Genomic DNA, 25,440 nt, shown 5'->3' on the forward strand with positions numbered 1-25,440 from the left:
GGCGTCCCAACAGGCACTTCTGGCGCCGCCCCCCGGCACGATGCCCTGGACACGGCCGTGCGGCAGTGCGTGTTTCCCCGGCCCGTCCAGCGGCGCGTTGGCCGGGGCGGCAGAGCTGCCTGCGGGGAACGACGCGGCTCTGCGCGGCCTGCCGCGACACCAGCCGCCGGACGTTCCGGCAAGGTGGCATCCCGGTGCGCGGGCATGGCTTGCGGGGAAGCATGGTCTGTGGTAAAAGAACCGTCCCTGCGAGAGTGGCGGAATTGGTAGACGCACTGGACTTAGAATCCAGCGGTTCATCCATACGGGTTCAAGTCCCGTCTCTCGCACCATCACATTATATCAACACCTTATACAAGACCAAGGCCCATTGGAGCATGGCTGCTGTACCATTTTGGTTAAGCAACCATCGGCAACCAATGGGCCTCTTGTCATGCAGGACGCAGGCTCTTCATTGCGTCCTGGCCCAGGGCCTGTCCCGGCGGGCAGAGCCGTACGGCCGGGCGGCTGGCGCGGCAAGGCGGGCGCTGTTGCCGTCCTTTGCCCGGCATGGGGCATGCCGGGGATCGCCGCGTGCCCGTCCGGTGACCGCTTCGCGGGTGGGCCGCGGCTGGCCGCAGGCCCCTTGGCAGCCGTCCGTTGCCCGGGCCGTCTTGTGCCTTGACCGTCACGCTTTCGTGCTTATCTTGAGCTGCAGGAGCGCGCGACACGGCCTCCCGTGCCGCTTGAAATCCGCTGTTCTTTGGGCTATGAGAAGCGATTGCCGTGGCTGGCGAGGTCATGGCCATGCCGGATGCCCTGCGCCCCGGCGCAGCATCGTTCACAGAACTGCCGTGCGGCCCCGGTCGCGTGTCGTCTTCGGGTTTTCCCGGGGCGCGGCGGAAAAAAAGAGACTTTTCGTTAAAGGAGCGCCTCGTGGAATATACTGTCGAAGATTTGTCCCCGGTCAAGAAAAAGGTTGCCATCACCACTGACGCCAAGGAAGTGGAAGCCGCCATCATGGGCGCTGTCGCCCTGTACAAGACGTCTGTGCAGATAGACGGTTTCCGCAAGGGCAAGGTGCCCGCTTCCGTCATCGAACAGCGTTTCCGCGACCGCATCTATGAAGAAGCCCGTCAGGACCTCGTCAATGTGCACATCAACGATGTGATGACCAAGCTGAACGTCTCCCCCGTGTCCGCCATCCACATGGCCGACGGCGATCCCGTCATGGAACGCGGCAAGGGCATGAGCTACAGCATCGAATTCGAAGTGCTGCCCACCTTCGATCTGCCGCCCTACGAAGGCATGGAAGTGGAGCAGGAAAAGACCGTCGTGGACGACGCCGAAGTGGAAGAAGTGGTGGAACGCATCCGCCGCGACCGTTCCAAGCTGGTGCCCGTGGACGGCGACGGCCCGGCCGTGGACGGCCAGGTGGCCAACATCGACTTCTGCGCCTACGAGAACGGCCAGCCCCTGGAAGGCATCAAGGCCGACGGTTTCGACCTGGCCCTGGGCGAAAAGCAGGCCTTGGAAGGTTTTGAAGACCTGGTCAAGACCATCAAGCTGGGCTGCGAAGGCGAAGGCGAGATCACCTTCCCCGAAGACTTCCTGGCCAAGGACCTGGCCGGCAAGACCGTGACCATGAAGGTCAAGGTGCACGCCATCAAGGAACGCCAGCTGCCCGCCGTGGACGATGAACTGGCCAAGGCCGTGGGCGTGGAAAATGTGGAAAAGCTCAAGGCCGGCATCCGCGAAAGCTACCGCTCCAGCCGCTACAACCTGAACAAGGGCTCCGCCCAGAAGTCCATGCTGGACAAGCTGGTCAAGATGGTGGACTTCGAGCTGCCGCCCAGCATGGTGGACGTGCAGGCCCGCACCCTGCTGGCCGACATGCGCTCGCGCATGGAACGCCAGGGCAAGAGCCTGGACGCCCTGGGCAAGAGCGAAGAAGAACTGCTGAAGGAAGTCCAGCCCCAGGCCGAGGAGATCACCCGCATGCAGGTGCTGCTGCTGGCCATCGCCAAGAAGGAAGGCCTGGACGTGAGTGAGCAGGAAGTCAGCACCCAGCTCTACCAGATGTGCCTGCGCAGCGGCGAAGACTTCAAGCAGGTGCGCGAAGCCTACGAAAAGAGCGGCATGATCTTCACCCTGCGTGACCGCATCCTGGCCGACAAGGCCATGGACGCCGTCTATGCCAAGGCCCAGGTGAAGGAAGTGGAGCCCAAGGCCCCTGAAAAGACTGAAGAAAACAACTAAAGCGCACCTCCCGCCCCGCTGCGGGAGCGCGACGCATCCTCCGGCGACGCATCGTCGCCCGCTTCCGACGTACGCCGCGGCGGTCTTCCCGTCGCGGCGGCGTCGGATTTATACGGTTTAACTCACAGAGAGGTTTTCATGTCCCTTGTCCCCATGGTCATAGAAACCACGGGCCGTTCCGAACGCGCCTATGACATCTATTCCCGTCTGCTCAAGGACCGCATCATCCTGCTGGGCAGCGAAGTGAACGACACTGTGGCCTCCCTTGTCTGCGCCCAGCTCCTGTTCCTGGAATCCCAGGACCCGGAGAAGGAGATCAACCTGTACATCAATTCTCCCGGCGGCTCCGTGACCGCCGGTCTGGCCATCTATGACACCATGCGCTACATCACCGCGCCCGTGAGCACGGTCTGCATGGGCCGGGCCGCCAGCATGGGGGCATTTTTGCTGGCTGCCGGGCAAAAGGGCATGCGCTACGCCCTGCCCAACAGCCAGATTATGATCCACCAGCCTCTGGGCGGTTTCCAGGGCCAGGCCACGGATGTGGACATCCACGCCCGTGAGATGCTGCGTATCAAGGAACGCCTGAACACCATCCTGGCCGAGAATACCGGCAAGAGCTATGACGAGGTGGTCAAAGCCACGGAACGCGACAACTTCCTGACCCCCGAGCAGGCCCTCCAGTTCGGCCTCATCGACCGGGTGCTGGTATCGCGCCGCGATATGACGGAGAACGACTGATCTATGGCCAACAGCAAGAATTCCGGACAGGAACCGCTGCGCTGCTCCTTTTGCGGACGCAGCGAGCTGGAGGTGAACAACCTCATCGTGCAGGACAATGCCTGCATCTGCGACAACTGCGTCCGGGCCTGCGGCGAGATCATCGCCCGCGACAAGGCCCAGCAGCAGGTGGAAGAGGCCGACGAGCGCCTGCTTTCGCCGCAGGAGATCAAGGCCCGTCTGGACGAGTACGTCATCGGCCAGACCGAAGCCAAGAAGATCCTTTCCGTGGCCGTGCACAACCACTACAAGCGGGTGTTCTTCGCCGATGCCCTGGGCGACGACGTGGAACTGGAAAAAAGCAATATCCTGCTGGTGGGCCCTTCGGGCAGCGGCAAGACCCTGCTGGCCAAGACCCTGGCCAAGGTGCTGCGCGTGCCCTTCGCCATCGCCGACGCCACGACCCTGACCGAAGCCGGCTATGTGGGCGAGGATGTGGAAAACATCCTGGTGCAGCTGCTGCAGAACGCCAATTATGACATCGAGGCGGCCAGCAAGGGCATCATCTACATCGACGAGATCGACAAGATCTCGCGCAAGAGCGACGGCCCCTCCATCACCCGCGACGTGTCCGGCGAAGGCGTGCAGCAGGCCCTGCTCAAGATCATCGAAGGCACCGAGGCCAACATCCCGCCCAAAGGGGGGCGCAAGCATCCCCAGCAGGAATTCATCCGCATGGACACCACCAACATCCTGTTCATCGTGGGCGGCGCCTTCGTGGGCCTGGACAAGATCGTGGGCTCGCGCATGAGCGGCAGCTCCATGGGCTTCGGCGCGCAGGTCTGCTCCCGGAAGGAGATGCCCCTGGGCGAGCTGCTGGAAAAGATCCAGCCCCAGGACCTGGTGAAGTTCGGCCTGATCCCCGAATTCGTGGGCCGCATCCCCATCATCACCCATGTGGACGATCTGGAGGAGGCCGATCTGGTGCGCATCCTCACCGAGCCCAAAAATGCCCTGGTGCGCCAGTACCAGAAGCTCTTTGAGCTCGATCATGTGCAGCTGCGCTTCACGCCCAACGCCCTCAAGGCCATCGCGGCCAAGGCCATCGAACGCAAGACCGGCGCGCGCGGCCTGCGCAACGTCATGGAACGGACCATGCTGGACATCATGTTCCGCCTGCCCTCCCTGCCCGGCGTCAAGGAATGCCTCATCAACCGGGCCGTCATCGAAAAGGGCAAGGAGCCGGTGCTGCTCTATGACGAGAACGCGGAAGCGGCCGCCGAGGCCGGCAACCGCACCTAGCACGGGGCAGCCCGACTTCACGGGTGCGATGTCCGGCCCGTCCGTGCCGCCGCCTTCATGGCGGTCAGGCTTGGCCCCGCAGGCCGCCGGCCGTCTTGCCGGTGGCCGCACCGTGCGTTAAGCTGTCAGCATCCGAAAAGGGGGAAGCATCCGCTTTTGCCGCACGCAGAAGGGATCCTTCCCCCTTCAACGACAGATCATGGCCGATCCCGGCCCGGCCGCCACGGCGGCCTGCTCACGAGGTACACTATGTCCGAATCCCAGCGCGAAGCGCGCTTCCTTGCCGAACTGCCGGTCATGCCCCTGCGCGAGGTGGTCATGCTGCCGCGGACCATCATGCCCCTGTTCGTGGGGCGCGAGGCCTCCATCAAGGCCATCGAACTGGCCCAGTCCGGCTATAACAAGCAGATGTTCCTGGTGGCCCAGCGCGAGCCCGATGTGGAAAAACCCGGGGCCGACGATCTGAGCCAGGTGGGGGTCGTCTGCAAGGTCCTGCAGATGCTGCGCCTGCCCGACGGCACCATCAAGGTGCTGTTCGAGGGCCTGCACCGCGCCCGCTGGACCGGCCTGCGCGAGCAGGACAGCTGCCTGATGGCCATGCTGCGCACCGTCCCGGAAAGCGAGAGCCGCCCCGAGGAGCGCGAGGCCCTGGTGCGCGCCGTGCAGGAAGCCCTGGAAGAATACGCCAAGAACAACAAGAAGCTGACCCAGGAAGCGCTCATGTCCATCATGGCCCTGCGCGACGCCGGGCCCCTGGCCGACGCCGTGGTGCCGCATCTCAAGGTGGACTACCGCAAGAAGCAGGAAGTGCTGGAGATCGCCGACGTCACCGCCCGCCTGGAACGGGTCTATGAACTGCTCCAGGGCGAGGTGGCCCTGGCCTCGGTGGAAAAGCGCATCAAGAACCGCGTCAAGGTGCAGATGGAGCGCAACCAGCGCGAATATTACCTGAGCGAACAGCTCAAGGCCATCAACAAGGAGATGGGCCGCGAGGACGATCCCCAGGCCGAAGTGGACGAGCTGGAAAAAAAGCTCGAGACCCGCAACATGCCGCAGGAAGCCCACGACCGCTGCCAGTCCGAGATCCGCAAGCTGCGCAGCATGCCGCCCTCGGCCGCCGAGTACACCGTGGTGCGCAACTATGTGGACTGGCTCCTGGACCTGCCCTGGAACGACCTCAAGGAGATAGACATCGACATCGCCCGGGCCCGTGCCATCCTTGAGGGCGATCACTTCGGCCTGGAAAAGCCCAAGGCCCGCATCCTGGAATATCTGGCCGTGCAGAAGCTCTCCAACGGCCTGCGCGGTCCCATCCTCTGCTTCGTGGGCCCTCCGGGTGTGGGCAAGACCTCGCTGGCCAGGAGCGTGGCCCGGGCCACGGGGCGCGAATATGTGCGCCTTTCCCTGGGCGGCGTGCGCGACGAGGCCGAGATCCGCGGCCATCGCCGCACCTATGTGGGCGCCCTGCCCGGCAAGATCATCCAGTCCCTGAAGCGGGTCAAGAGCAGCAACCCCCTGTTCTGCCTGGACGAGATCGACAAGATGACCTCGGACTTCCGGGGCGATCCGGCCTCGGCCCTGCTGGAAGTGCTGGACCCGGAACAGAACAATACCTTCATGGACCACTACCTGGATCTGGAATACGACCTGTCCAGGGTCTTCTTCATCACCACGGCCAACTCTCTGGACTCCATCCCGGCCCCCCTGCTGGACCGCATGGAGATCATCGAGCTCAACAGCTATCTGGAAACGGAAAAACGCCAGATCGCCCGCAACTTCCTGCTGCCGCGCCAGGTGAAGGAACACGGTCTGAAGCCGGAGAACATCGCCCTTTCCGACGGCGCCATCCTGGAGATCATCCGCTCCTACACCCGTGAGGCGGGCGTGCGCAATCTGGAACGCGAGATCGCCGCCCTTTGCCGCAAGACCGCCATCCGTCTGGTGGAGGAGAACGATCTGGACAAGTGCGTGAGCATCTCACGCCAGAACCTGGGCACCTTCCTCGGCGTCAAGAAGTACCGCCACGAAGAGCGCGAAAACGAGCCCCAGGTGGGCGTCTGCGCCGGTCTGGCCTACAACCAGCGCGGCGGCGAGATCCTGATGGTGGAGACCAGCCTCATGTCCGGTTCCGGCCAGGTGGTCATCACCGGCCAGCTGGGCGAGGTCATGACCGAGTCGGCCCGCGCGGCCCTGACCTATGTGCGCTCCCGTGCCGAGCTGCTGGGCCTCGATCCGCGCTTCCACCGCAAGGTGGACATCCATGTGCATGTGCCCGACGGTGCCACGCCCAAGGACGGCCCCTCGGCCGGCATCACCCTGGCCACCTCCATCACCTCGGCCCTGCTGGGCATCCCGGTGCGCAACGATGTGGCCATGACCGGCGAGATCTCCCTGCGCGGCCGCGTGCTGCCCATCGGCGGCCTGCGCGAAAAGCTGCTGGCCGCCCGCCGCAGCGGCATCAAAAAGGTGCTCATGCCCCACGACAACGAAAAGGACCTCAAGGAAGTTCCCGCCGAGGTGCTGGAGGATCTGGAGATCGTCTTCGTGGACCATGTGGACGAGGTCCTGCCCCACGCCCTGGCCGCCGGCACGGAAGAGATCTTCTCCGGTCGCGCCACTGCCCGGCCGCTCTACCTCAGCCTGCGCGCCGCCAAGGGCGACAAGGACAGCAGCGCCGCCGCGCCGCAATAGCTGATGAGAGGGGAGCGTCCGCGGGGGAAGGCTTTTGCGGACAAAAGCTCCTTCCCCACGCCCCTCCCCAAACCTTTTTTCAGACGGGGCCGCCGGTCCCCGTCGCCGGAGGGCGGGGTGCGGTCAACGACCCGAAGATCAGGAAGACAAAACGGGGAAGGCAAGCCGCCTTCCCCGTTTTGTCTTCCCGCGCATATGCCGTTTTTTGCGAGCGTAAGCTCAGGGAAGGAGGCCCGTTGCCTTGCTGTCGATGCCCGTAGCTTCCTTCGTCGCAACGGGCACGGTCCCGCGGGCCTGCTTGGGGGCGTTGCTCGCGGCAAAAAAGAGATCCTTCCCCCGTAAACTCTCCCGCACAGCCTCGATAATGGGGCCTGATCCCAGCGTGTGTCCTTGCACGGATGACGGCACAGAACGCGGCAGGCAGCGTACTTGCCGCATTCTGTGCTGTGGGGAAGACGGCCTCCTTTTGCCGGAGAGCCGCATCCGCTGTGGTCATGTTGCCGGGGCACGGCGGCAGGGGAGCGCCCGGCCTTGTCCGGGCGCCGCATAACGCGCGCTGGAGAGGGGATGGGAGCTTGGGGGGCAGGGGCCCCTCGCGCGAGAGCGGAGGGGTCCCCCCGCCCCCCAAAAACATGTCTCCGCTTACATGTGGAAGAAACGCAGGGGCGGCACGCCGGGGATCATGCGGGCCCCGGCCAGCTTGCGATAGAACAGGCTCAGGCCCTGGAGCTCGCGATCGCCCAGGCTGTAGGTCAGGCCTTCGTTATAGTAGATGGTCAGTTCCTCGCGGGACAGGGGGCAGCCGTGGCCTGTGAGGTCGAGGACGATATCCATGTGGGCCAGGCCCCAGTCGCGGCCCTGGCGCATGAGCGCGCCGGGATCGCTGCGGAAGAGTTTTTTTTGCACCGCGTCGTCGCTGACCACCCAGACGCCGAAGATGAAGGGCAGGCCCGTCCATTCCACCCAGGCGTCGGCCAGGTCCAGGCGGTAGGGATAATCGGGATGGTTGCGCAGGCGCAGGGCTTCGTCGCCGATGGCCAGGAAGGCTTCGGGGGCCCTGTCCGTGCCCAGGGTGGGCGTGACCGGGCCGGTGACGTAGGTGACGTCGCAGTGATAGTGGTCGTGCATGAGCAGGCGCAGCAGGGCCACGGAGGTGTGCGTCTCGCCGCTGATGAGGATGGTCTGGCCGCCCAGCCGTTCGATGGGGCGGCGGGACATGAGCAGCACGCTCATGACGTTGCCGTGCGAGCCGATGGAAAGGTCTTCCACCAGATGGTAGCGCTCGGGACGCATGGCGTATTCAAAACAGGAATTGGACGAGATATGCAGCTCCCCCCGGGCCATCATGTTGTTGAGTACGGCCGGAGGGCCGGAGATGATCTCGAACTCGTGGGGGATGATGCCCGTTTCCAGGGGATGGTAGATGGGCAGGACATTGAGATAGCCGATACGCCCCATGCGCAGGGTGGTGGCGGGCAGTCCGTTTTCACTGGACATGGCGTTCCTCCTGACCGGCAGAGCGGCCTTTTGAGGTTGGCTGTCTGATGGGCAGCGGAGGGCAGGCATCGCGGGATGCATCCGCAAAGCTCCATAACAGGGCCACGGCAAAAAGGAAAGGGCGGGGGGGCCGGGATTTTGACGTCCGGCGGTCTTCCCGCGTATGATGGCAAAAAGCAGGTGAGGCATGTACAAGCATCTATTTTCTTCTTTGCTGGCAGGCGCGTTGCTGTTGGGAAGTTTTGCCCCGGCCGGGGCCCTGGAAAATGAAGCCCCGGGCAGCGTGGTGCGCGAACCTGTCCTGACGGGCGAGCAGGCGCAGGCCATGGTGGAACTGGTCATGCAGGAAGCCCGCGAAAGCGGGCAGGCCGTCACCGTGACGGTGGTGGACCGTTCCGGGCAGGTCCTGGCGGTGCTGCGCGAACACCGGGCCGGGGTCCACACGCTCAACGCCAGTTACAAAAAAGCCTATACGGCGGCCTCGCAGCAGCGCGAGACGGCCGTCATCGCCCGCGGCGTGCGCGACGGCTCCATCCCGGCGGACATCCGTTTCCTCGATCCCCATTTTTCCCTGATGGAAGGCGGGGTCCCCATCGTCATGGAATCGGTGGTCGTGGGCGGTATCGGCGTGGGCGGGGCCCACGGCAGCGAGGACAGCCGCCTGGCCCGTATCGGTCTGCATGTGCTGCCGCATTGATGCGGCAAGGCGCGGACGGACGGCGGAGCAGCGGGCACGGCCTGTTGCCCCGCCGTTCGCGCGTTCGTGGCCGGAAGGCCGGGGCCGTCCGCATGTGCGGGCAGGGATCAGCGGGCCAGGCCGCCGCATGCCACGATGGGGCGCGTACGCGCACGCACGGGCAAAGCGCCTTGCGGGAAAAAAGAGCAGGATACAAAATAGTAATAATTATTATTTACAAAAATAACCGGTCATGCTATCTTCTGCCTGGATATCCCTTGGGGGGAGGCTGCACACTGCACCACCCGGTGCGCAAACCAGGGAGAAAGCACATGACTGACAACAACGACCGCCTGACCACCAGTGCCGGTGCGCCGGTAGCCGATAACAATCATGCCCTGACTGCCGGTCCGCGCGGCCCCATGCTGATGCAGGATGTCTGGTTCCAGGAAAAACTGGCCCATTTCGACCGCGAGGTCATCCCGGAACGGCGCATGCATGCCAAGGGCTCCGGCGCCTACGGGACCTTCACGGTGACGCACGACGTCACCGCCTATACCAGGGCCGCGCTCTTTGCCGGGGTGGGCAAGCAGACGGAGGTCTTCGTCCGTTTCTCCACCGTGGCCGGCGAGCGCGGCGCGGCGGATGCGGAACGCGATATCCGCGGTTTTGCCGTCAAATTCTATACCGAGCAGGGCAACTGGGACATGGTGGGCAACAACACGCCGGTCTTCTTCCTGCGTGACCCGCTCAAGTTCCCCGACCTGAACCATGTGGTCAAGCGCAATCCGCGCACCAACATGCACAGCGCCACGGACAACTGGGATTTCTGGACCCTGCTGCCCGAAGCCCTGCATCAGGTCACGGTGCTGATGAGCGACCGCGGCATCCCGGCTTCGTACCGGCATATGCACGGTTTCGGCAGCCATACCTACAGCCTGATCAACGCCGAGAACAAGCGCTTCTGGGTCAAGTTCCATTTCAAGTCCCAGCAGGGCATCAAAAACCTTACCGATGCCGAGGCCCGGGAGCTCATCGGCCGTGACCGCGACAGCCACCAGCGCGATCTGTACGAGCATATCGAAAAGGGCGACTTCCCCCGCTGGACCCTGTATTTCCAGGTCATGCCCGAGGAAGACGCCGAGAAGCTGCCCTATCATCCCTTCGATCTGACCAAGGTCTGGTACCACAAGGACTATCCGCTCATGGAAGTGGGCGTGCTGGAGCTGAACCGCAATCCCGAGAACTACTTGCCGAGGTGGAGCAGGCGGCCTTCAATCCCGCCAATCTGGTGCCCGGTATCGGCGTCTCGCCCGACAAGATGCTGCAGGGCCGTCTCTTTTCCTACGGCGACGCCCAGCGCTACCGTCTGGGGGTCAACCACAACCTGATCCCGGTGAACCGCCCGCGTTGTCCCTATCACAGCTTCCACCGGGACGGGGCCATGCGCGTGGACGGCAACTACGGCAGCCATACCAGCTATGAACCCAACAGCAGGGGCGCCTGGCGGGAACAGCCGGACTTCGGCGAACCGCCCCTGAAGATCAGCGGCGACGCGGCCCGCTGGGACTATCCCTGCGATGATGCCGACTACTTCGAGCAGCCCGGCAAGCTGTTCCGCCTGATGACGCCGGAGCAGCAGGAAGCCCTGTTCGGCAATACGGCCCGGGCGCTGGGCGACGCGCCCCGCGAGATCAAGCTGCGCCACATCCGCCACTGCGCCAAGGCCGATCCGGCCTACGGTGCGGGCGTGGCCCGGGCCTGCGGCATCCCGGAAAGCGAGATCTAGGGAAAACACGACAAGGGAAAACATGACAACGGGAGGCCCCCTGTTTCGCGCTGTCGATGTGCGGCGCTGCGCGGCGGTCGGTGGCGAAGGGCTTGCGCATGGCGGCAGGGGCCGTGAGTACAGGCTGCGGCGTTGGCCGACTGGCGATGCGCGGCTTCCCGCAGCGCCACAGGCCAGGTCTTCGTCGCAACGGGCACGGCCCTGCGGACGGCCTGTGGCCGCTCCCGACGGAGCAGGGGCCTTCCTGCCCAAACACGGATGAATGAAGGGGCGCCTGCTTGACAGGGCAGGTCGCTCCTTCAGCTGCCGGAAAACTTCCTTCGGTGCCCCCGGCGGCGCTTCAGCCTTGCAGACGGCAGAAGGCTGCCGGAGCGCGGCAGGCCTTCCGCTGGCGAAGCGTCGTCATATGAAAAGCGGACATGACCGATAGGGTCATGTCCGCTTTTCCGCATCGTCCGGTGCCGGTCTTTTCCGGTGCGGCCGGCATGCGCCGCATGCCCCGTCGTGGCGGGGAGCGCGCGGGGGAGGCCGCACCCTTTGTCCACCAAAGGGGGGCCTCCTGCGCGCATCATGTTTCTTTCAGCTAGTCTTCGGGCTGCGGGTCCACGGGGGTGTAGTCCATGGTGCGCTGCACGGGGGTGAACCCGGCGGCACGGATGATCTTGTGGATCTCGTGGCGGGTCAGGTGGTAGGAGACGCCGGCGGCGGCCACCACGTTTTCCTCGATCATGAGCGAGCCGAAGTCGTTGGCGCCGTAGAAGAGGGCCAGCTGGGCCACTTCGGGGCCCATGGTGACCCACGAGGACTGGATGTTGTCGATATTGTCCAGCACCAGGCGCGACACGGCCAGCAGGCGCAGGTAGGCGGGCGCGGGCAGGGGGGCCGTCACATCGATGCGGGTGTGCGCGGGCTGGAAGGTCCAGGGGATGAAGGCCGTGAAGCCGTGGGTCCTGTCCTGCACCTCGCGCACGGCAAAGAGGTGGTCCAGACGGTGGCGGGGCTCTTCCTCATGGCCGAACATCATGGTGGCGGTGGTGCGCATGCCCAGGTTGTGGGCGCGTTCCATGACGTGGAGCCACTGGTCGGCGCTGCACTTGTTGGGCGAGACCTGGGCCCGGACCTCGTTCTGGAGGATCTCGGCGCCGCCGCCGGGGATGGAATCCAGCCCCGCGGCCTTGAGGCGCGAGATGACCTCGTCCACGCTCAGGCCGAACTTCTGCGACCAGAAGAAGATCTCCGGCGGCGAGAAGGCGTGGATGTGCAGGCCGGGCCAGGTGGCGCGCATCCAGCGCAGCAGGTCTTCGTACCATTCCAGGGGCAGGTCGGGGTGATGCCCGCCCTGCAGCAGGATCTGGGTGCCGCCCAGGCGCAGGGTCTCGTCGATCTTCCGCGTCATCTCCTCGCGGGTGATGACGTAGCCTTCCGGGGAGTCGGGCGGGCGGAAGAAGGCGCAGAAGCGGCAGGCGCAGACGCAGACGTTGGAATAATTGATGTTGCGGTCGCCCACATAGGTGACGACGGGCTCGGGATGCAGGCGCAGGCGCATGGCGTGGGCCAGCCGGGCCAGGGTGTGCAGGGAGGCGCCGTAATACAGGGCTTCGGCGGCGGCGCGGTCCAGACGCTGGCCGGCCAGGGCAAGGGCCGCGGCTTCCTTCACTTCGGGGCTTTCGTCAAAGGCGCTGTGCGCCGGACGGAACTGCTGGTTGCTCATGCGCGGGCCTCCTCGCTCTGGACGGTGTTGAAGACGGCGTTGCGCCGCACGGGCGTGAAGCCGGCCTCGCGGATCATGTGTTCCAGTTCGTTGAGGGTCAGGCCCTGGGCGGAGCCCGCTCCGGCCATGTGGCCGATATGTTCTTCCACCACGGTGCCGTCCAGGTCGTCGGCGCCGTACCAGAGGGCGGTCTGGGCCAGCTTGGTGCCCATCATGATCCAGTAGGCCTTGATGTGGGGGATGTTGTCCAGCATCAGGCGGGCCACGGCCACGGTGCGCAGCTGGTCGAGGCCGCGCACGGGCCCGAGCTTTTCTTCCGGCAGCTTGAGCTTGCTGTTCTCGGTCAGGAAGGGCAGGGGGATGAAGCAGGTGAAGCCGCCGCTCCTGTCCTGCTGCTCGCGCAGGCGGCAGAGATGGTCCACGCGCATGGCGTGGGTCTCCAGATGGCCGTAGAGCATGGTGCAGTTGGTCTTGATGCCCAGGCTGTGGGCCTCGCCGGAGATGCGCAGCCATTCGGCGGAGCCCGCCTTGTGCGGGCAGATTCGGGCCCGCAGGTCCTCGTCGAAGATCTCGGCGCCGCCGCCGGGCATCATGACCAGCCCGGCTTCCTTGAGGCGCTGCAGCACCTCAAGGGTGGAGCAGCCTTCCATCTTGGCGAAATGGGCGATCTCCACCGGGGTGAAGGCCTTGATGAGCAGGTCGGGATTGAGTTCGCGGGCGGCGCGCAGGGTATCCAGGAACCACTGGAAGGGGCGGGTGGGATGACAGCCGCCCACGATGTGCAGCTCGTCCAGATGCAGGGGCGTGGCGTCGGCGGCGCGCAGGCGTTCCAGTACTTCCTCGGTGCTCAGGCAGAAGGCCCCCTGGTCTTCTTCCCGGTCGCGGCGGAAGGCGCAGAACACGCAGCCGTTGACGCAGACATTGGTATAATTTATTTGGCGGTTGACCACATACGAGGTTTTGTCCCCGTGCATGCGACAGCGCGCATGGTGGGCCAGCGCGCCCACGGCGGTGATGTCCGGGCAGGCGAAGAGCGCCATGCCGTCTTCGGCGCTCAGCCGCCGGCCGGCAAGGACCTTGTCCAGGACGTCGGCAAGACCGAGGCTTGCATAATAGGATGCATCCAGCATAATGGTTATCCTCAACTGATGATTGGCCCCGGAGCAGGACGCGGTGAGGCGCTTTGGCGGAAAGCCGCTTTTTTGCGTGCGGCAGGCGTGCGGGAAAAGCGGGCGAAGCCGTATCGGCATACCGCGAGGCCGGTTTCACCCAGGCAAGGCTGCTGCGCGGGAAAAGGCAACTTTCCGGCAGGCGGGGGCATGCGTCCTGACCTTGCGGCCGGAACGGCGCAGTATATGTTCCAGTCTCGCTGCCTGTCAAACTGTCGCGCCGGATCAAAAAAAGAGAGGTGTTCCGTGGCGGAGAAGATGACGCTGGGTCTGTCGCCCTGTCCCAATGATACCTATATTTTCCATGCCCTGCTGCATCATCTGGTGCCCTCTCCGGCGCAGTTCGTGCCGCACATGGCCGATGTGGAAGAGCTCAACGCCCTTGCCCGGCAGAAAAAGCTGCCCGTGACCAAGCTCTCGCTGGGCGTGGTGCCCTACATCATGGACGATTACGCCATCATGGCCTCGGGTGCTGCCCTGGGCTGGGGGTGCGGTCCGCTGGTGGTGGCCCGCGAGGACCTGCCGGAAGAAAAGTGGCGGACGGCCCGCGTGGCCGTGCCGGGGCTCATGACCACGGCCAACCTGCTGCTGACCCTGCACGGCGGCTTCCAGGGCCCGCGCGAGGAGATGCTCTTCAGCGACGTCATGGACGCGGTGCTGGCCGGTGAGGCCGACATGGGCGTCATCATCCACGAAGGCCGCTTCACCTTCGCCGAGCGCGGGCTGGTGAAGCTGCTGGATCTCGGCCAGTGGTGGGAGGCCACCTATCACGCGCCCCTGCCGCTGGGCGCCATCGCCGTGCGGCGCGACGTGCCCCTGGAGCTGGCCCGGGGCATAGAGGCCGCCATCACGGCCAGCGTGGACTATGCCAACGCCAACCCGCGCGCCTCGGCGGACTTCATCCGCGAGCATGCGCAGGAACTGGCCGAGAGCGTGACCTCGGCCCACATCAAGACCTTTGTGACCGGATACAGCCGCGACCTGGGCGATACCGGGCGTCAGGCCATCGCCCGTCTGGTGGAGACCGCGGCGAAGCTGCAGGGCCTGCGCCTGCCCGAGGCGGGGCTTTTCCTCTAGGCTCAGGACGTAAGACGTTTTGTTTTGGGGGAGGAGAAAGCCCTTTGCGTTGCTGCCGCTGCCCGCAGCTTCCTGCGTCGCAACGGGCACGGCCTGCGGCCGCCATCCGGTCGCGCGTTGCTGTCGCTGCCCGTAGCTTCCTTCGTCGCAACGGGCACGGTCCCGGAGAAAGCTGCCGGCCTTGCGTCCCGTCCGGCATCCCCTGTGTCCCCGGTCTCGAACGCAGCGTCCTCGCCGCATCCGCTCTCGCGCGCAGGGAGCTCCCCGCGGTCCCCGGCGGTTTCCATGCCCCGCCTGCACCGCCCTCTGTTTCACGGGCAGGGAGGCCTGTCGGCAGGCGGCGTTTCGGGAGGGCGTGCGCCTGCCACGCCCGTCTTCCGTCCGCTCCCTGTGCGCGGGCCGGGCCGCCGGGCTTGTCATTCAGGGGGGGAGCGGCTATAGAGGGAGCGCGGACCCTACCCTGTCACGGCTGTGCCGGGCAGGGGCCCGCCTGCCTCCGGCCCGGCACAAGGGCTTGTCATGTAACCGGATCGTTCCGGCTGCGGATGGGGACCATGCAGAACCGGTTCTTCTCGCTGTCCGAGGCCCGGCGCTTTGTCGCTCTGGGCCTTCCTGTTTTTGTGGCCCAGATGTCGCAGATGGGCATGAACTTCGTGGATACGGCCATGACCGGCCAGGCCAGCACCGCGGACATGGCCGCCGTGGCCGTGGCCGGCTCCATCTGGGCCCCCCTTTCCCTGCTGGGCATCGGCTGCCTGCTGTCCCTGCCGGCCATGAGCGCCCATCTGGTGGGCGGCGGACAGCGTTCGCGCACGCCGCACCTGCTGCGCCAGGGCATCTGGCTCACCCTGGTCATCAGCGCGCTGCTGATGAGCGTCTTCTATGTCATTTCTTGGCATCTGCAGTCTTTCGGCCTGGACGAGGAGCTTTCCCGTCTGGGCGGCGGCTATCTGCGCGCCATGCTCTGGGGCCTGCCGGGCTTCATGCTCTTCGTCAATGTGCGCAGCTTCCTGGAAGGCTATGCGCGCACCCGCCCGGCCATGATCATCGGCATCCTGGGGCTGGCGCTCAACGTGCCCTGCAACTATGTGCTCATCTACGGCAAGCTGGGCCTGCCCCAGCTGGGCGCGGTGGGCTGCGGCGTGGCCACGGCCCTCTGCTACTGGTTCATGGCCGCCTGCATGATCTACTATGTGCGCCGGGACGCCCAGTACCGCGACCTGCGGCCCCTGTTCCTGCCCCTTTTGCTGCCGCGCACGGCCCCCGCCTGCTCCTGCGCGGCGCGCGCCCGGGAAGACGCCAGTCCGCTGGCCGCCCCCTATGCGGCGCAGGCCGCGCCCCGGCGCTTCGACTTCCCCCTGATCTGGCGCATCCTGCGCATCGGTCTGCCCGGTGCGCTGGCGGTCTTCTTCGAGGTCTCGCTCTTCGCCGTCACGGCGCTCCTGCTGGCGCCGCTGGGCAAGGTTGTGGTGGCCGGGCACCAGATCGCCATGAACTTTGCCGGGCTGGTCTTCATGCTGCCCCTGTCGCTGAACATCACGGCGGCCATCCGGGTGGGGCAGAGCGTGGGGGCCGGGCGTCTGGGGCGGGCCCGGCTCTCGGCCCGTACGGCCCTGTGCATGGGCGCGGCCGCCGCGCTGTGCATCGCCAGCTGCACGGCCCTGTTCCGCGAGCAGATCGTCCGCATCTACAACAACGACCCCGCCGTGACCGCCCTGGCCATGAGCCTGCTGCTGTTCGCCTCCTGTTACCAGCTGGTGGATGCCCTGCAGACCATCTGCATCGGCATCTTGCGGGCCTATAACGATACCCGCACCATTTCCCTGGTCTGCTTCGCCTCCTACTGGGTGCTGGGCCTGCCGCTGGGCTATGCCCTGTCCCGCACCGACCTGCTGGTCCCGGCCATGGGCGCCGCGGGCTTCTGGATAGCCTATATCGCGGCCCTGGGTTTCGGCGCGCTCTGCTACCTGACACGGGTGCACCAGCTGCACGGTCTGGACGCTGAAAGCGTCCGGCGGCGCATCCAGCATTGAGGCCCTGTCCGGGAGCGGCCCTGTCGCGGGTGACAGAATGTGACAGGCCACCGCCCCGTCAAGGCCCCCTGTCATGGCCGCAGGCATGGCCGCGGACGGCGGCCGGGCCCCGCGCCGGCGGCCTTCCGCATGGGCGGGATGACCGGGTCCCATGCCGCGCCAGGTCCCGTTTTGCGGCTGCGCGGCGCCCCGCGCCAGCACCGTTTTTTCCGGGCCAAGGAAAATAATTGAAATTTGAATTTTAATTGGTTACTATCGGTATAATGTAACAGGAACTATTCGTGGTCATTGTTTGAAACATTATGCAATATGAGGCGGCGATGGGCGGCACTTCCCTCGGGGGGCACGAACGCGGCAAGCGTGGTGACGGGGATCTGACCCGGGCCCGGATCCTGGAAACGGCGGGCCGGCTGGTGGCCGAATGCGGCTATGCCAGCGTGACCAGCAAGCAGGTCTGTGAGCGGGCCCATGTCAATATGGCGGCGGTCAACTATCATTTCGGCAGCCGCGAAGGGCTGTATGCGGCCGTGCTGGCCGAGGCCCACGACCGGCTGTTCACGCTGGAGCGCCTGGAGCAGATACTGGCCGAAGGCGCGGCGCGCGAAAAGCTCTCGCGCATCCTGGACGAACTGCTGGCCCATCTGCATGGGCCGCGCAGCTGGCATGTGCGCGTGCTGGCGCGGGAATTTTTTTCGCCTTCGGGCTCTCTGGATCCTTTCCTGCAGGAGAAGGTCCATCCCAAGGCCCGGCTGCTGCGCGGCCTGCTGAGCGAGATCACCGGCATCCCGCAGGGGGCCTCCCAGCTGGACTGCTGCATCGCCACCACCATGGGGACCTGCATGATGCTCATCATGCTGGATCCGGCCTTTGCCGACAGCCTGTTCCCGAATCTGGCGGGAAAGAGCGTGTCTCTGGACCAGATGCTCAAGGACTTCATCTTTGCCGGTCTGGACGATGCCGCGGCCAAGTGGCGCGCGCGGCCGCCGGAGGCGGCGGCACGGGAACAGGTCCGGCAACATATGACGATCTATCCGGCGGAAGCGGGGGAATCAGGTAATGGAAGAAGCGCTGTATCTCGGGCTTGACGCAGGCTCCACCACGGTCAAACTGGCTCTGGTGGACGCGCGGGGCACGCTGCTGGAAGCCCGTTATGAACGTCACGGCGCGGCGGTGCGTACGACGTTGCGCATGCTGCTGGAAGATCTGGCCGAGCGCCGGCCGGGACTGGTGGTGCGTCCGGCCATGACCGGTTCCGCGGCCCTGCGTCTGGCGCAGGCCATGGAGCTGCCCTTCGTGCAGGAGGTGCTGGCCACCTCGCGCGCCATCAGCGTGCTGGCCCCCGAGACCGACGTGGCTGTGGAACTGGGGGGCGAAGACGCCAAGATCCTCTATTTTTCCGACGGTTCGGACAATCTGCGCATGAACGAGGCCTGTGCCGGCGGCACCGGGGCCTTCATCGACCAGATGGCCAGCCTGATGGATACCGATGCCGCCGGGCTCGATGCCCTGGCCGCGCGGCATACCGCCATCTATCCCATCGCTTCGCGCTGCGGCGTGTTCGCCAAGACCGACGTGGTGCCCCTGCTCAACGAAGGCGTGCCCCGGGAGGATCTGGCGGCCTCCATCTTCCAGGCCGTGGTGGAACAGACCATCAGCGGTCTGGCCTGCGGCCATCCCATCCGCGGCAAGGTGGCTTTTTTGGGCGGTCCCCTGCATTTCCTGCCCCAGTTGCGGACCCGTTTCGTGGAGACCCTGCGCATGGCCCCCGAAGACGTGGTGGACGTGCCCGACTCCCAGTATGTTGTGGCGCGCGGCACGGCCCTGAGCCTGGTGGACGTCCCGGGCATGGGGCGTCCGGTGGCCTCCGCGCCGGTGAGCGTGGCCGAACTGGCCGAGCGGGCCCGTACGCGCACCTTCGAGGGCGAGACCAGCGCCAGCCTGCCGCCCCTGTTCGACTCCGAGGCCGAATACCGCGAATTCCTCGACCGTCACCGCCATGACGCGGCCCCGCGCGGCACGCTGGCCGAAGCCTCCGGGCCGCTCTATCTGGGCGTGGATCTGGGCTCCACCACGGTCAAGGCCGTGCTGGTGGACATCAACGGCGCGGTGCTGGATTCCTGGTACCGGCGCAATCAGGGCGATCCGCTGGCGGGCCTGCTGCCCTATGCGGCCGATCTGGTGGACCGCCTGCCCGAAGGGGCCTGGATACAGGCCAGCGCGGCCACGGGCTATGGCGCGGACTACGCGCGCGCGGCCCTGGGCTCGGTGATCTCCGAAGTGGAGACCGTGGCCCACCTCAAGGCGGCCTGCCGTCTGGTGCCGGATGCCACCTATGTCATCGACATCGGCGGCCAGGACATGAAATGCCTCAAGGTCCGTCAGGGCTGCATCGCGGGCGTGACCCTCAACGAGGCCTGCTCCGCCGGTTGCGGCGCCTTTCTGGAGACCTTCGCCCAGAGCCTGAACCTGAGCATGGAAGATTTCGTGCAGGCGGCGCTCTTTGCCCGGCATCCCGTGGACCTGGGCTCGCGCTGCACGGTGTTCATGAACTCCAAGGTCAAGCAGGCCCAGAAGGAAGGGGCCTCCATCGGCGACATCGCGGCCGGGCTCTGTTACGCGGTCATCCGCAACGCCCTGTACAAGGTGCTGCGCCTGCGCACGCCCGACGAGCTGGGCGCGCGGGTGCTGGTGCAGGGCGGCTCCTTCATGAACGACGCCCTGCTGCGCGTCATGGAGCGCCTGCTGCAGCGCGAGGTGAGCCGTCCCGACATCGCCGGGCTCATGGGCGCCTACGGCGCGGCCCTGCTGGCCCTGCGCCGCTGCGCCGGGCAGGAGGAACGCACCCCCCTGAGTTCCGCCGGTCTGCGTTCGCTGGAGATCAGCACCCGTTCCGTGCGCTGCCGGGGCTGCGGCAACCACTGCCTGCTCAAGGTCCACCGTTTTTCCAACGGCCACCGTTTCGTGTCCGGCAACCGCTGCGAGCGCGGCGGCATGGGCCAGCCCGGCGACGATGCGCCGTCCATGCCCAACATCTATGCCTGGAAGGCGCAGCGCCTGTTCCGTTACGAGCCCCTGCCCCTGGAAGAAGCCCCGCGCGGCCGCATGGGCATCCCGCGGGTGCTCAACATCTATGAGCACTATCCCTTCTGGTTCACCTTTTTCACCAGGCTGGGCTACAGGGTGGAGCTTTCGCCGGCATCGGACAAGGAGCTCTATGACCTGGGGCTCTCGTCCATGCCCTCGCAGACGGTCTGCTACCCGGCCAAGCTGGCCCACGGCCATGTGACGGCCCTGCTGCGCCAGGGCATACGCGAGATCTTCTTCCCCTGCCTGCCGCGCGAAGGGCAGGACACCTCGGTGCGGGGCTACAACTGCCCCGTGGTCTCCGGCTATCCCGAAGTGACGCGCCTGAACACCGACGAGCTGCGGGAGCTGGGCGCGCGCCTGCACACGCCCTTCGTCTCGCTGGAGCATCTGGACACCCTGGTGGACCGTCTGCATGAGGAGCTGGGCCTGCCCGCTCTGGAACTGTGGGACGCGGCCCATGCGGCCCGCGCCGAACAGGAGGCCTATCGCGCCGAGCTGCGGGCCGAGGGCGAGCGCATCCTGGAGCGGGTGGAGCGCGAGCAGGGCCTGGGCATCGTGCTTTGCGGCCGTCCCTACCATGCGGACCCGGCCGTGCATCACGGCCTGCCGGACTATATCGCCTCGCTGGGCGCGGCGGTGCTCAGCGAGGACAGCGTGTCCCACCTGGGCGTGCTGCGCGAGCCCCTGCGCGTGGTGGACCAGTGGAGCTACCATTCCCGCCTGTACCGGGCCGCGGCCCTGGTCTGCGAGCGCCCCTTGCTGGAGCTGGTGCAGCTCACCTCCTTCGGCTGCGGGCTCGACGCCGTGACCAGCGACCAGGTGGCGGAACTGCTGGCCCGCAACGGCCGGCTGCATACGCTCATCAAGATCGACGAGGGGGCCTCGCTGGGCGCGGCGCGCATCCGCATCCGTTCCCTGCTGGCCGCGGTGCGGGAACGCCGGGAAAGCCGGCCGCCGGCCTTCCGGCGCCTGCCCAGCCCGCAACGCCCCTATTTCACCGAGGAGATGCGCAAGACCCACACCATCGTGGCCCCGCAGATGGCGCCCCTGCATTTCAGCATCATGACCGCGGCGGTCAACAGCGCCGGCTATCGCCTGCAGGTGCTGCCCGTGGTCAGCCACCGGGCCATCGAGCTGGGCCTGACCTATGTGCACAACGATGCCTGTTATCCGGCCATCGTGGTCATCGGCCAGATGCTGGACGCCCTGTTCAACGGACAGTGCGATCCGCAGCGCACGGCCCTGATGCTGGCCCAGACCTGCGGCCCCTGCCGGGCCAGCAATTATCCGGCCCTGCTGCGCAAGGCCCTGGAGGAGGCGGGCTTCCCCCAGGTGCCCATCCTGACCCTGAGCAGCGGGACGCTCAACAAGCAGCCGGGCTTCAAGATGTCGGGCAGCATGCTGCACCGCATGATCCTGAGCTGCCTGTACGGCGACATGCTGCAGCGGGTCTCCATGTCCTGCCGCGCCAACGAGCTGCACAAGGGCGATACCGACGCCCTGCTGGAAAAATGGACGCAGCGGGCCCGCGAGGTGGTCTCCCGGGGCGATACCCGGGCCTTCCGCAAGGACATGCGCCGCATCGTGGATGAATTCGGGCAGATCCCGCGTGACGGTATCGAGCGGCCGCGCGTGGGCATCGTGGGCGAGATCCTGCTCAAGTACCATCCCGACGCCAACAACCATGTGGCCCGGCACATCATGGAGGAGGGCGGCGAGCCCGTGCTCACGGACATCATGGACTTCTTCCTCTACTGCTTCATGGATCCGCTCTACCGCTGGCAGAGGCTGGGCGGCCGCATCATGCCCGCCCTGGGCGGCGGGCTGTTCATCCTGCGCGTGGAGATGCTGCGTTCCGCCATGCGCAAGGCCCTGAAGGGCAGCCGCTTCATGCCCGTGTCGCGCATCCGGCATTTGTGGCACAGCGTCAGGGGCATCGTCTCGCGCGGCAACCAGGCCGGCGAGGGCTGGCTGCTGACGGCCGAGATGCTGGAGCTCATCGACAACGGCGCGCCCAACGTGCTCTGTCTGCAGCCCTTCGGCTGCCTGCCCAACCACATCACCGGCAAGGGCGTCATGAAGGAGCTCAAGCGCCTGCGGCCCGAGGCCAACCTCATGGCCGTGGACTACGACCCCGGCAGCAGCGAGGCCAACCAGCTCAACCGCATCAAGCTCTTCATGTCCATGGCCCACGCCAGGATGCAGCAGGACTGACGGCCGGGAGCGGCAGGCATCCACTGAAACAGGTAAAAAAACAGCCCGAAAACACGACGTTTCGGGCTGTTTTGCATATCAGGTCGATGATGGCTATTGCTATTCTGATTCAGGGAGGTCTCCAACCTCATTACAACAGGAACCTCACCGGAAAGGCGCATCTACATCTTGTGGCGCGACACGGGCTCCAGGGCGCGCAGAAGCTCGCGCAGGCGCTCCGGCCCGGCGGCCTCGCCCAGATCCTCGGGCACGGCCCCCCTGGCCAGCAGGGCGGCCAGGGTATCGGCCTCCTTGCGGGCGTCGGCGCTGCGGGCCATGTCCGTGGCGGCGTCGGAAGCGGCCGGGGAGCGAGTGGCGGGATGGATGCTGCCGGGTTCCTGTTCGCGGGCGGCCTTCTCAAAGACCTCGGCCTTGACGCGGATGGGCACCGAGGCCAGTAGGGCCAGGGCGATGGCGTCCGACGGGCGGCAGTCCACGCTGATGAGCCCCTCCGGCCCGCGCAGCAGGAGCACGGCGTAATAGATGTCGTCCCTGTAGTCCACGATGTCCACGCCGGTGAGCCTGCCCTTCAGGGCCCGGGTCACCATGAGCAGCAGATCGTGGGTCAGGGGGCGGGGCAGCTCCTCGCCGTTGAGCACCAGCGAGATGGTCATGGCCTCCATGGCGCCGATCCAGAGCGGGAGCAGGCCCTTGCCGTCGTTCTGCCGCAGGATCACGATGGGCTTGCGGGTGCGGGGGTCGAGGCTCAGGCCTTCCACATACATCTCTACCATGATGGCCCCAGGGCCTCGGCCAGCAGGCTGTGCTTCTTGGCCTCCGTGATGCGGGCGGCCACCAGGCGGCCCGTATGGTCGCCGGCGGGCAGGGGCACATGCACCAGCGCGCCGTGGCTGTCGCGGCCCTGCCAGCTCTGCAGCGCGCCCTCCGCGGCGTCGCGGCGGCTGGCGCTTTCCAGCAGGACCACGCATTCCCGGCCCACGCGGGCGTCGAGCCAGCGCTGGGAAAGTTCCTCCTGCAGGGCCTGCAGGCGCAGCAGGCGGTCCTGCTGCACGTCGGGCGCGATCTTGTCCAGGAAACGGCTGGCGCGGGTGCCGGGGCGATCCGAATAGCAGAAGGAAAAGCTGGACATGAAGTCGCTGGCGCGCATCAGCTCCAGGGTGGCGGCGAAGTCGTCCTCGGTCTCGCCGGGAAAGCCCACGATGAGGTCCGTGGACAGGGCCATGTCCGGGCGGGCGGCGCGCAGGCTGGCCACCAGTTCCAGATAGCGGGCACTGTCGTACTTGCGCCCCATGCGCCTGAGCACGGCGTCGGACCCGGCCTGCAGGGGCAGGTGCAGGCGCGGGCAAAGCTGCGGGATGTTCGCGAAGGCGGCCACGTCCTCGGGCCCCATGTCCTTGGGATGGGGCGTCACATAGCGCAGGCGCTCCAGGCCGGGCAGGGCGGCCACTTTTTCCAGCAGGGCGGCGAAGCTGGTGCCGTCGCCGCTCCTGTCGCGGCCGAAGGCGTTGACGTTCTGGCCCAGCAGGGTGATCTCGCGCGCGCCGCGATCCAGCAGATGGCGGCATTCGTCGAGGATGGCGGGCGTCAGGCGGGACTTCTGGCGGCCCCGGGTATAGGGCACGATGCAGTAGGCGCAGAAATTGTCGCAGCCCTGCATGATGTTCACGAAGCCCACGGGCGGGGCGGGGACATCGGCCCCGGGTTCGCGTTCCACATAATGGCTGGTGAAGTCCAGCAGGGAGAGGCGCAGGGCGGGCTCGTCCAGCAGGCGCTCGATGGCCTGGGGCGCGCCGCTGATGCCGTCGCTGCCCGCCACCAGGCGCACCTGGCGGCTGAAGAGCTTTTCGCCCAGCTGCTGGGCCACGCAGCCGGTGACGGCCACCAGCACGCGCGGCGAATCATGGGTGACCTGCCGGATGCGGCCCAGGGTGCTCATGACTTTCTGTTCCGGCTTTTCGCGCACGGAACAGGTATTGACCACCACCACGCGGGCCTCCTCCAGCGGCGCCTCGCAAAAGCCGCGCGCCTCCAGGGCCCGGGCCAGCCACTGCGAGTCGTGGACGTTCATCTGGCAGCCGAAGGTGATGATGTGGAAGCTGTTGTCGATCATGGCGCTACTGTTCGGGCCCGGTGATGTTGCGGGGGTAGACGGCCATGCCGCTCTCGTCCATCTCCAGGGCGGCGACGCGGTCTTCCAGCCATTCCAGCACGGCGCGGGCCGTATTGTAGTTGAGCAGCACGCGGGTGTTGATGCGGCGCACCACCTCGCGCACTTCGAGGTTTTCCTCGTCCATCATCTCGGGGCCCAGCGAGCCGTCGGGGGCCACCAGGCATTCGGACCACTGGGGCAGGGAGTCGCTTTCCTCATAAAAATTGAGTTCGATCTCTCCCTGGGGATTGATGCCGCCCCAGACGCCGTGGGCCGTGCTCATGCGCACGCTGTCGTCCATGACGTATCTGTAGCGGATCTTCTTGGGAAGCTCGGGTTGGTTGCTCATGCAGGCTCCTTGAAAAAAATATGGGGGATGGTAAAGAAGACCGCCGCAATAGTAAAGTCCGGCTGCCGTGGCCCGCGAGAAGGGCGGGGCGGGCTTGACGGTCGCCTTTCCTTGGTTACAATAGCCGGGTAACGAAGGGCTCATCCTGATGCCCGCAAGGAGAGACTGTGAGCGAGATTACCGTTACGGAACACGAGATCCGTCCCTATTTCGATATGGAAGGCTTCATGACCCTGAGCCAGGAAACGCGCCTGGGCGGCGCGACGCTGGAACGGCTGTGCAAGCTGTGGGAAGAATGGATGCCGCAGCTCAAGGTCTGCGAGATCAAGACGGCCAAGATCTCCTACCTGGCTGTCTGGCTGCCCGAGAGCGTGGAACAGCAGGTGGACGCCGCCTGGGAAAGATCGCCTTCGGACGGCTGGCAGGACAACAACCTGGCCCAGTACATGTGCATGTCCGCCGTGCAGGAAGTGCTGCCCCAGGTGGAAGACGCCGGCTGCGCGCCCGCGCCGCGCCCCACCGAGGCCCTGCGCGAGGCCCTGGCCGGGCTGGGGCTGGAGTACCGCACGGATGCCCCCACCCTGAACCGCCGCTTCGCCCTGGTGACCCATTATCCTTTCAAGGGCGGCTGCGAGATCTGTCATCTGCAGTCCAACTGCCCCAAGGGGCAGGGCAAGAGCGAGGCCGCCAGCGTGGTGCTGCCCGGCTACGAGCAGGGGCAGGCCGAATAGCATGTCT

Annotated in this window: 16 protein-coding genes, 1 tRNA gene and 1 pseudogene; 12 read left to right on the forward strand and 6 right to left on the reverse strand. The window is 66.1% G+C overall.

Annotated elements, in window-relative coordinates:
* The first annotated feature begins 248 nt into the window (after positions 1-248).
* The 5 genes from Q1X76_RS03220 (at position 249) to lon (ending at position 6,951) form a co-directional block, all read left to right on the forward strand.
* A tRNA-Leu gene (locus tag Q1X76_RS03220) sits at positions 249-332 on the forward strand.
* A 583-nt stretch (positions 333-915) separates the two neighbouring features.
* Positions 916-2,238 (forward strand): trigger factor, encoded by a 1,323-nt coding sequence (gene tig / locus Q1X76_RS03225; protein ID WP_300718085.1) that lies wholly within the window; start codon positions 916-918, stop codon positions 2,236-2,238.
* Positions 2,239-2,376: 138 nt separating this feature from the next.
* The gene (gene clpP, locus Q1X76_RS03230; protein WP_300718086.1) at positions 2,377-2,979 is read left to right on the forward strand and encodes an ATP-dependent Clp endopeptidase proteolytic subunit ClpP; all 603 of its coding nucleotides are present in this window, start codon (positions 2,377-2,379) and stop codon (positions 2,977-2,979) included.
* A gap of 3 nt (positions 2,980-2,982) precedes the next feature.
* The gene (gene clpX / locus Q1X76_RS03235; RefSeq protein ID WP_300718087.1) at positions 2,983-4,260 is read left to right on the forward strand and encodes an ATP-dependent Clp protease ATP-binding subunit ClpX; all 1,278 of its coding nucleotides are present in this window, start codon (positions 2,983-2,985) and stop codon (positions 4,258-4,260) included.
* Between the two features lie 249 nt (positions 4,261-4,509).
* Positions 4,510-6,951 (forward strand): endopeptidase La, encoded by a 2,442-nt coding sequence (gene lon, locus Q1X76_RS03240; protein WP_300718088.1) that lies wholly within the window; start codon positions 4,510-4,512, stop codon positions 6,949-6,951.
* Positions 6,952-7,593: 642 nt separating this feature from the next.
* Here the strand turns inward: lon and Q1X76_RS03245 are convergent.
* On the reverse strand, positions 7,594-8,448 hold the full coding sequence (locus Q1X76_RS03245; protein WP_300718089.1) for a menaquinone biosynthesis protein: 855 nt from the start codon (positions 8,446-8,448) through the stop codon (positions 7,594-7,596).
* A gap of 187 nt (positions 8,449-8,635) precedes the next feature.
* On the opposite strand from Q1X76_RS03245, the gene Q1X76_RS03250 reads away from it, so the two are divergent.
* Both Q1X76_RS03250 and Q1X76_RS03255 read left to right on the forward strand, forming a co-directional pair.
* Positions 8,636-9,145: a heme-binding protein gene (locus Q1X76_RS03250; RefSeq protein WP_300718090.1), complete on the forward strand. Its 510-nt coding sequence runs from the start codon at positions 8,636-8,638 to the stop codon at positions 9,143-9,145.
* Between the two features lie 311 nt (positions 9,146-9,456).
* Positions 9,457-10,913, forward strand: a pseudogene (locus Q1X76_RS03255) (catalase).
* 583 nt (positions 10,914-11,496) lie between these two features.
* Here Q1X76_RS03255 and mqnC read toward each other — a convergent pair.
* Together mqnC and mqnE are read right to left on the reverse strand one after the other, a co-directional pair.
* Positions 11,497-12,624: a cyclic dehypoxanthinyl futalosine synthase gene (gene mqnC, locus Q1X76_RS03260; protein WP_300718091.1), complete on the reverse strand. Its 1,128-nt coding sequence runs from the start codon at positions 12,622-12,624 to the stop codon at positions 11,497-11,499.
* Complete coding sequence (mqnE, locus tag Q1X76_RS03265) at positions 12,621-13,754, reverse strand: aminofutalosine synthase MqnE (protein ID WP_300718092.1); 1,134 nt, start codon at positions 13,752-13,754, stop codon at positions 12,621-12,623. The genes mqnC and mqnE overlap by 4 nt, the downstream gene beginning before the upstream one ends.
* Before the next feature lie 297 nt (positions 13,755-14,051).
* Here mqnE and Q1X76_RS03270 point away from each other — a divergent pair, with 297 nt between their 5' ends.
* The 4 genes from Q1X76_RS03270 (at position 14,052) to Q1X76_RS03285 (ending at position 22,204) form a co-directional block, all read left to right on the forward strand.
* The gene (locus tag Q1X76_RS03270; protein ID WP_300718093.1) at positions 14,052-14,870 is read left to right on the forward strand and encodes a 1,4-dihydroxy-6-naphthoate synthase; all 819 of its coding nucleotides are present in this window, start codon (positions 14,052-14,054) and stop codon (positions 14,868-14,870) included.
* 554 nt (positions 14,871-15,424) lie between these two features.
* The gene (locus Q1X76_RS03275; protein ID WP_300718094.1) at positions 15,425-16,903 is read left to right on the forward strand and encodes an MATE family efflux transporter; all 1,479 of its coding nucleotides are present in this window, start codon (positions 15,425-15,427) and stop codon (positions 16,901-16,903) included.
* Between the two features lie 320 nt (positions 16,904-17,223).
* Positions 17,224-17,988 carry a TetR/AcrR family transcriptional regulator gene (locus tag Q1X76_RS03280; RefSeq protein ID WP_300718095.1) on the forward strand — a complete coding sequence of 255 codons (765 nt, stop codon included), beginning with the start codon at positions 17,224-17,226 and terminating at the stop codon, positions 17,986-17,988.
* A complete protein-coding gene (locus Q1X76_RS03285; protein WP_300718096.1) occupies positions 17,960-22,204 on the forward strand; it encodes an acyl-CoA dehydratase activase-related protein in 4,245 nt (1,414 codons plus the stop codon). The genes Q1X76_RS03280 and Q1X76_RS03285 overlap by 29 nt, the downstream gene beginning before the upstream one ends.
* Before the next feature lie 161 nt (positions 22,205-22,365).
* On the opposite strand, the gene Q1X76_RS03290 is transcribed toward Q1X76_RS03285, so the two are convergent.
* Genes Q1X76_RS03290 through Q1X76_RS03300 form a run of 3 tightly spaced genes read right to left on the reverse strand, consistent with a single transcriptional unit; the run spans position 22,366 to position 24,702 of the window.
* A complete protein-coding gene (locus Q1X76_RS03290) occupies positions 22,366-22,977 on the reverse strand; it encodes a bifunctional nuclease family protein (RefSeq protein WP_300718097.1) in 612 nt (203 codons plus the stop codon).
* Positions 22,971-24,314: a tRNA (N6-isopentenyl adenosine(37)-C2)-methylthiotransferase MiaB gene (gene miaB / locus Q1X76_RS03295; protein ID WP_300718098.1), complete on the reverse strand. Its 1,344-nt coding sequence runs from the start codon at positions 24,312-24,314 to the stop codon at positions 22,971-22,973. Before miaB ends, Q1X76_RS03290 begins: the two co-directional genes overlap by 7 nt.
* A gap of 4 nt (positions 24,315-24,318) precedes the next feature.
* Positions 24,319-24,702 carry a hypothetical protein gene (locus tag Q1X76_RS03300; RefSeq protein WP_300718099.1) on the reverse strand — a complete coding sequence of 128 codons (384 nt, stop codon included), beginning with the start codon at positions 24,700-24,702 and terminating at the stop codon, positions 24,319-24,321.
* Positions 24,703-24,869: 167 nt separating this feature from the next.
* Between Q1X76_RS03300 and Q1X76_RS03305 the strand changes: the two genes are divergently transcribed.
* Positions 24,870-25,433: a hypothetical protein gene (locus tag Q1X76_RS03305; protein ID WP_300718100.1), complete on the forward strand. Its 564-nt coding sequence runs from the start codon at positions 24,870-24,872 to the stop codon at positions 25,431-25,433.
* Positions 25,434-25,440: the final 7 nt, after the last annotated feature.

Source organism: uncultured Desulfovibrio sp. (assembly GCF_949282365.1).
Classification (GTDB): domain Bacteria; phylum Desulfobacterota; class Desulfovibrionia; order Desulfovibrionales; family Desulfovibrionaceae; genus Desulfovibrio.

Coding starts and splice junctions, on each gene's coding strand:
- clpP (WP_300718086.1), top strand. CDS start 2,377: ATGTCCCTTGTCCCCATGGTCATAGAAACCACGGGCCGTTCCGAACGC.
- clpX (WP_300718087.1), top strand. CDS start 2,983: ATGGCCAACAGCAAGAATTCCGGACAGGAACCGCTGCGCTGCTCCTTT.
- lon (WP_300718088.1), top strand. CDS start 4,510: ATGTCCGAATCCCAGCGCGAAGCGCGCTTCCTTGCCGAACTGCCGGTC.
- Q1X76_RS03245 (WP_300718089.1), bottom strand. CDS start 8,448: ATGTCCAGTGAAAACGGACTGCCCGCCACCACCCTGCGCATGGGGCGT.
- Q1X76_RS03250 (WP_300718090.1), top strand. CDS start 8,636: ATGTACAAGCATCTATTTTCTTCTTTGCTGGCAGGCGCGTTGCTGTTG.
- mqnC (WP_300718091.1), bottom strand. CDS start 12,624: ATGAGCAACCAGCAGTTCCGTCCGGCGCACAGCGCCTTTGACGAAAGC.
- mqnE (WP_300718092.1), bottom strand. CDS start 13,754: ATGCTGGATGCATCCTATTATGCAAGCCTCGGTCTTGCCGACGTCCTG.
- Q1X76_RS03270 (WP_300718093.1), top strand. CDS start 14,052: ATGACGCTGGGTCTGTCGCCCTGTCCCAATGATACCTATATTTTCCAT.
- Q1X76_RS03275 (WP_300718094.1), top strand. CDS start 15,425: ATGCAGAACCGGTTCTTCTCGCTGTCCGAGGCCCGGCGCTTTGTCGCT.
- Q1X76_RS03280 (WP_300718095.1), top strand. CDS start 17,224: ATGGGCGGCACTTCCCTCGGGGGGCACGAACGCGGCAAGCGTGGTGAC.
- Q1X76_RS03285 (WP_300718096.1), top strand. CDS start 17,960: ATGGAAGAAGCGCTGTATCTCGGGCTTGACGCAGGCTCCACCACGGTC.
- Q1X76_RS03290 (WP_300718097.1), bottom strand. CDS start 22,977: ATGGTAGAGATGTATGTGGAAGGCCTGAGCCTCGACCCCCGCACCCGC.
- miaB (WP_300718098.1), bottom strand. CDS start 24,314: ATGATCGACAACAGCTTCCACATCATCACCTTCGGCTGCCAGATGAAC.
- Q1X76_RS03300 (WP_300718099.1), bottom strand. CDS start 24,702: ATGAGCAACCAACCCGAGCTTCCCAAGAAGATCCGCTACAGATACGTC.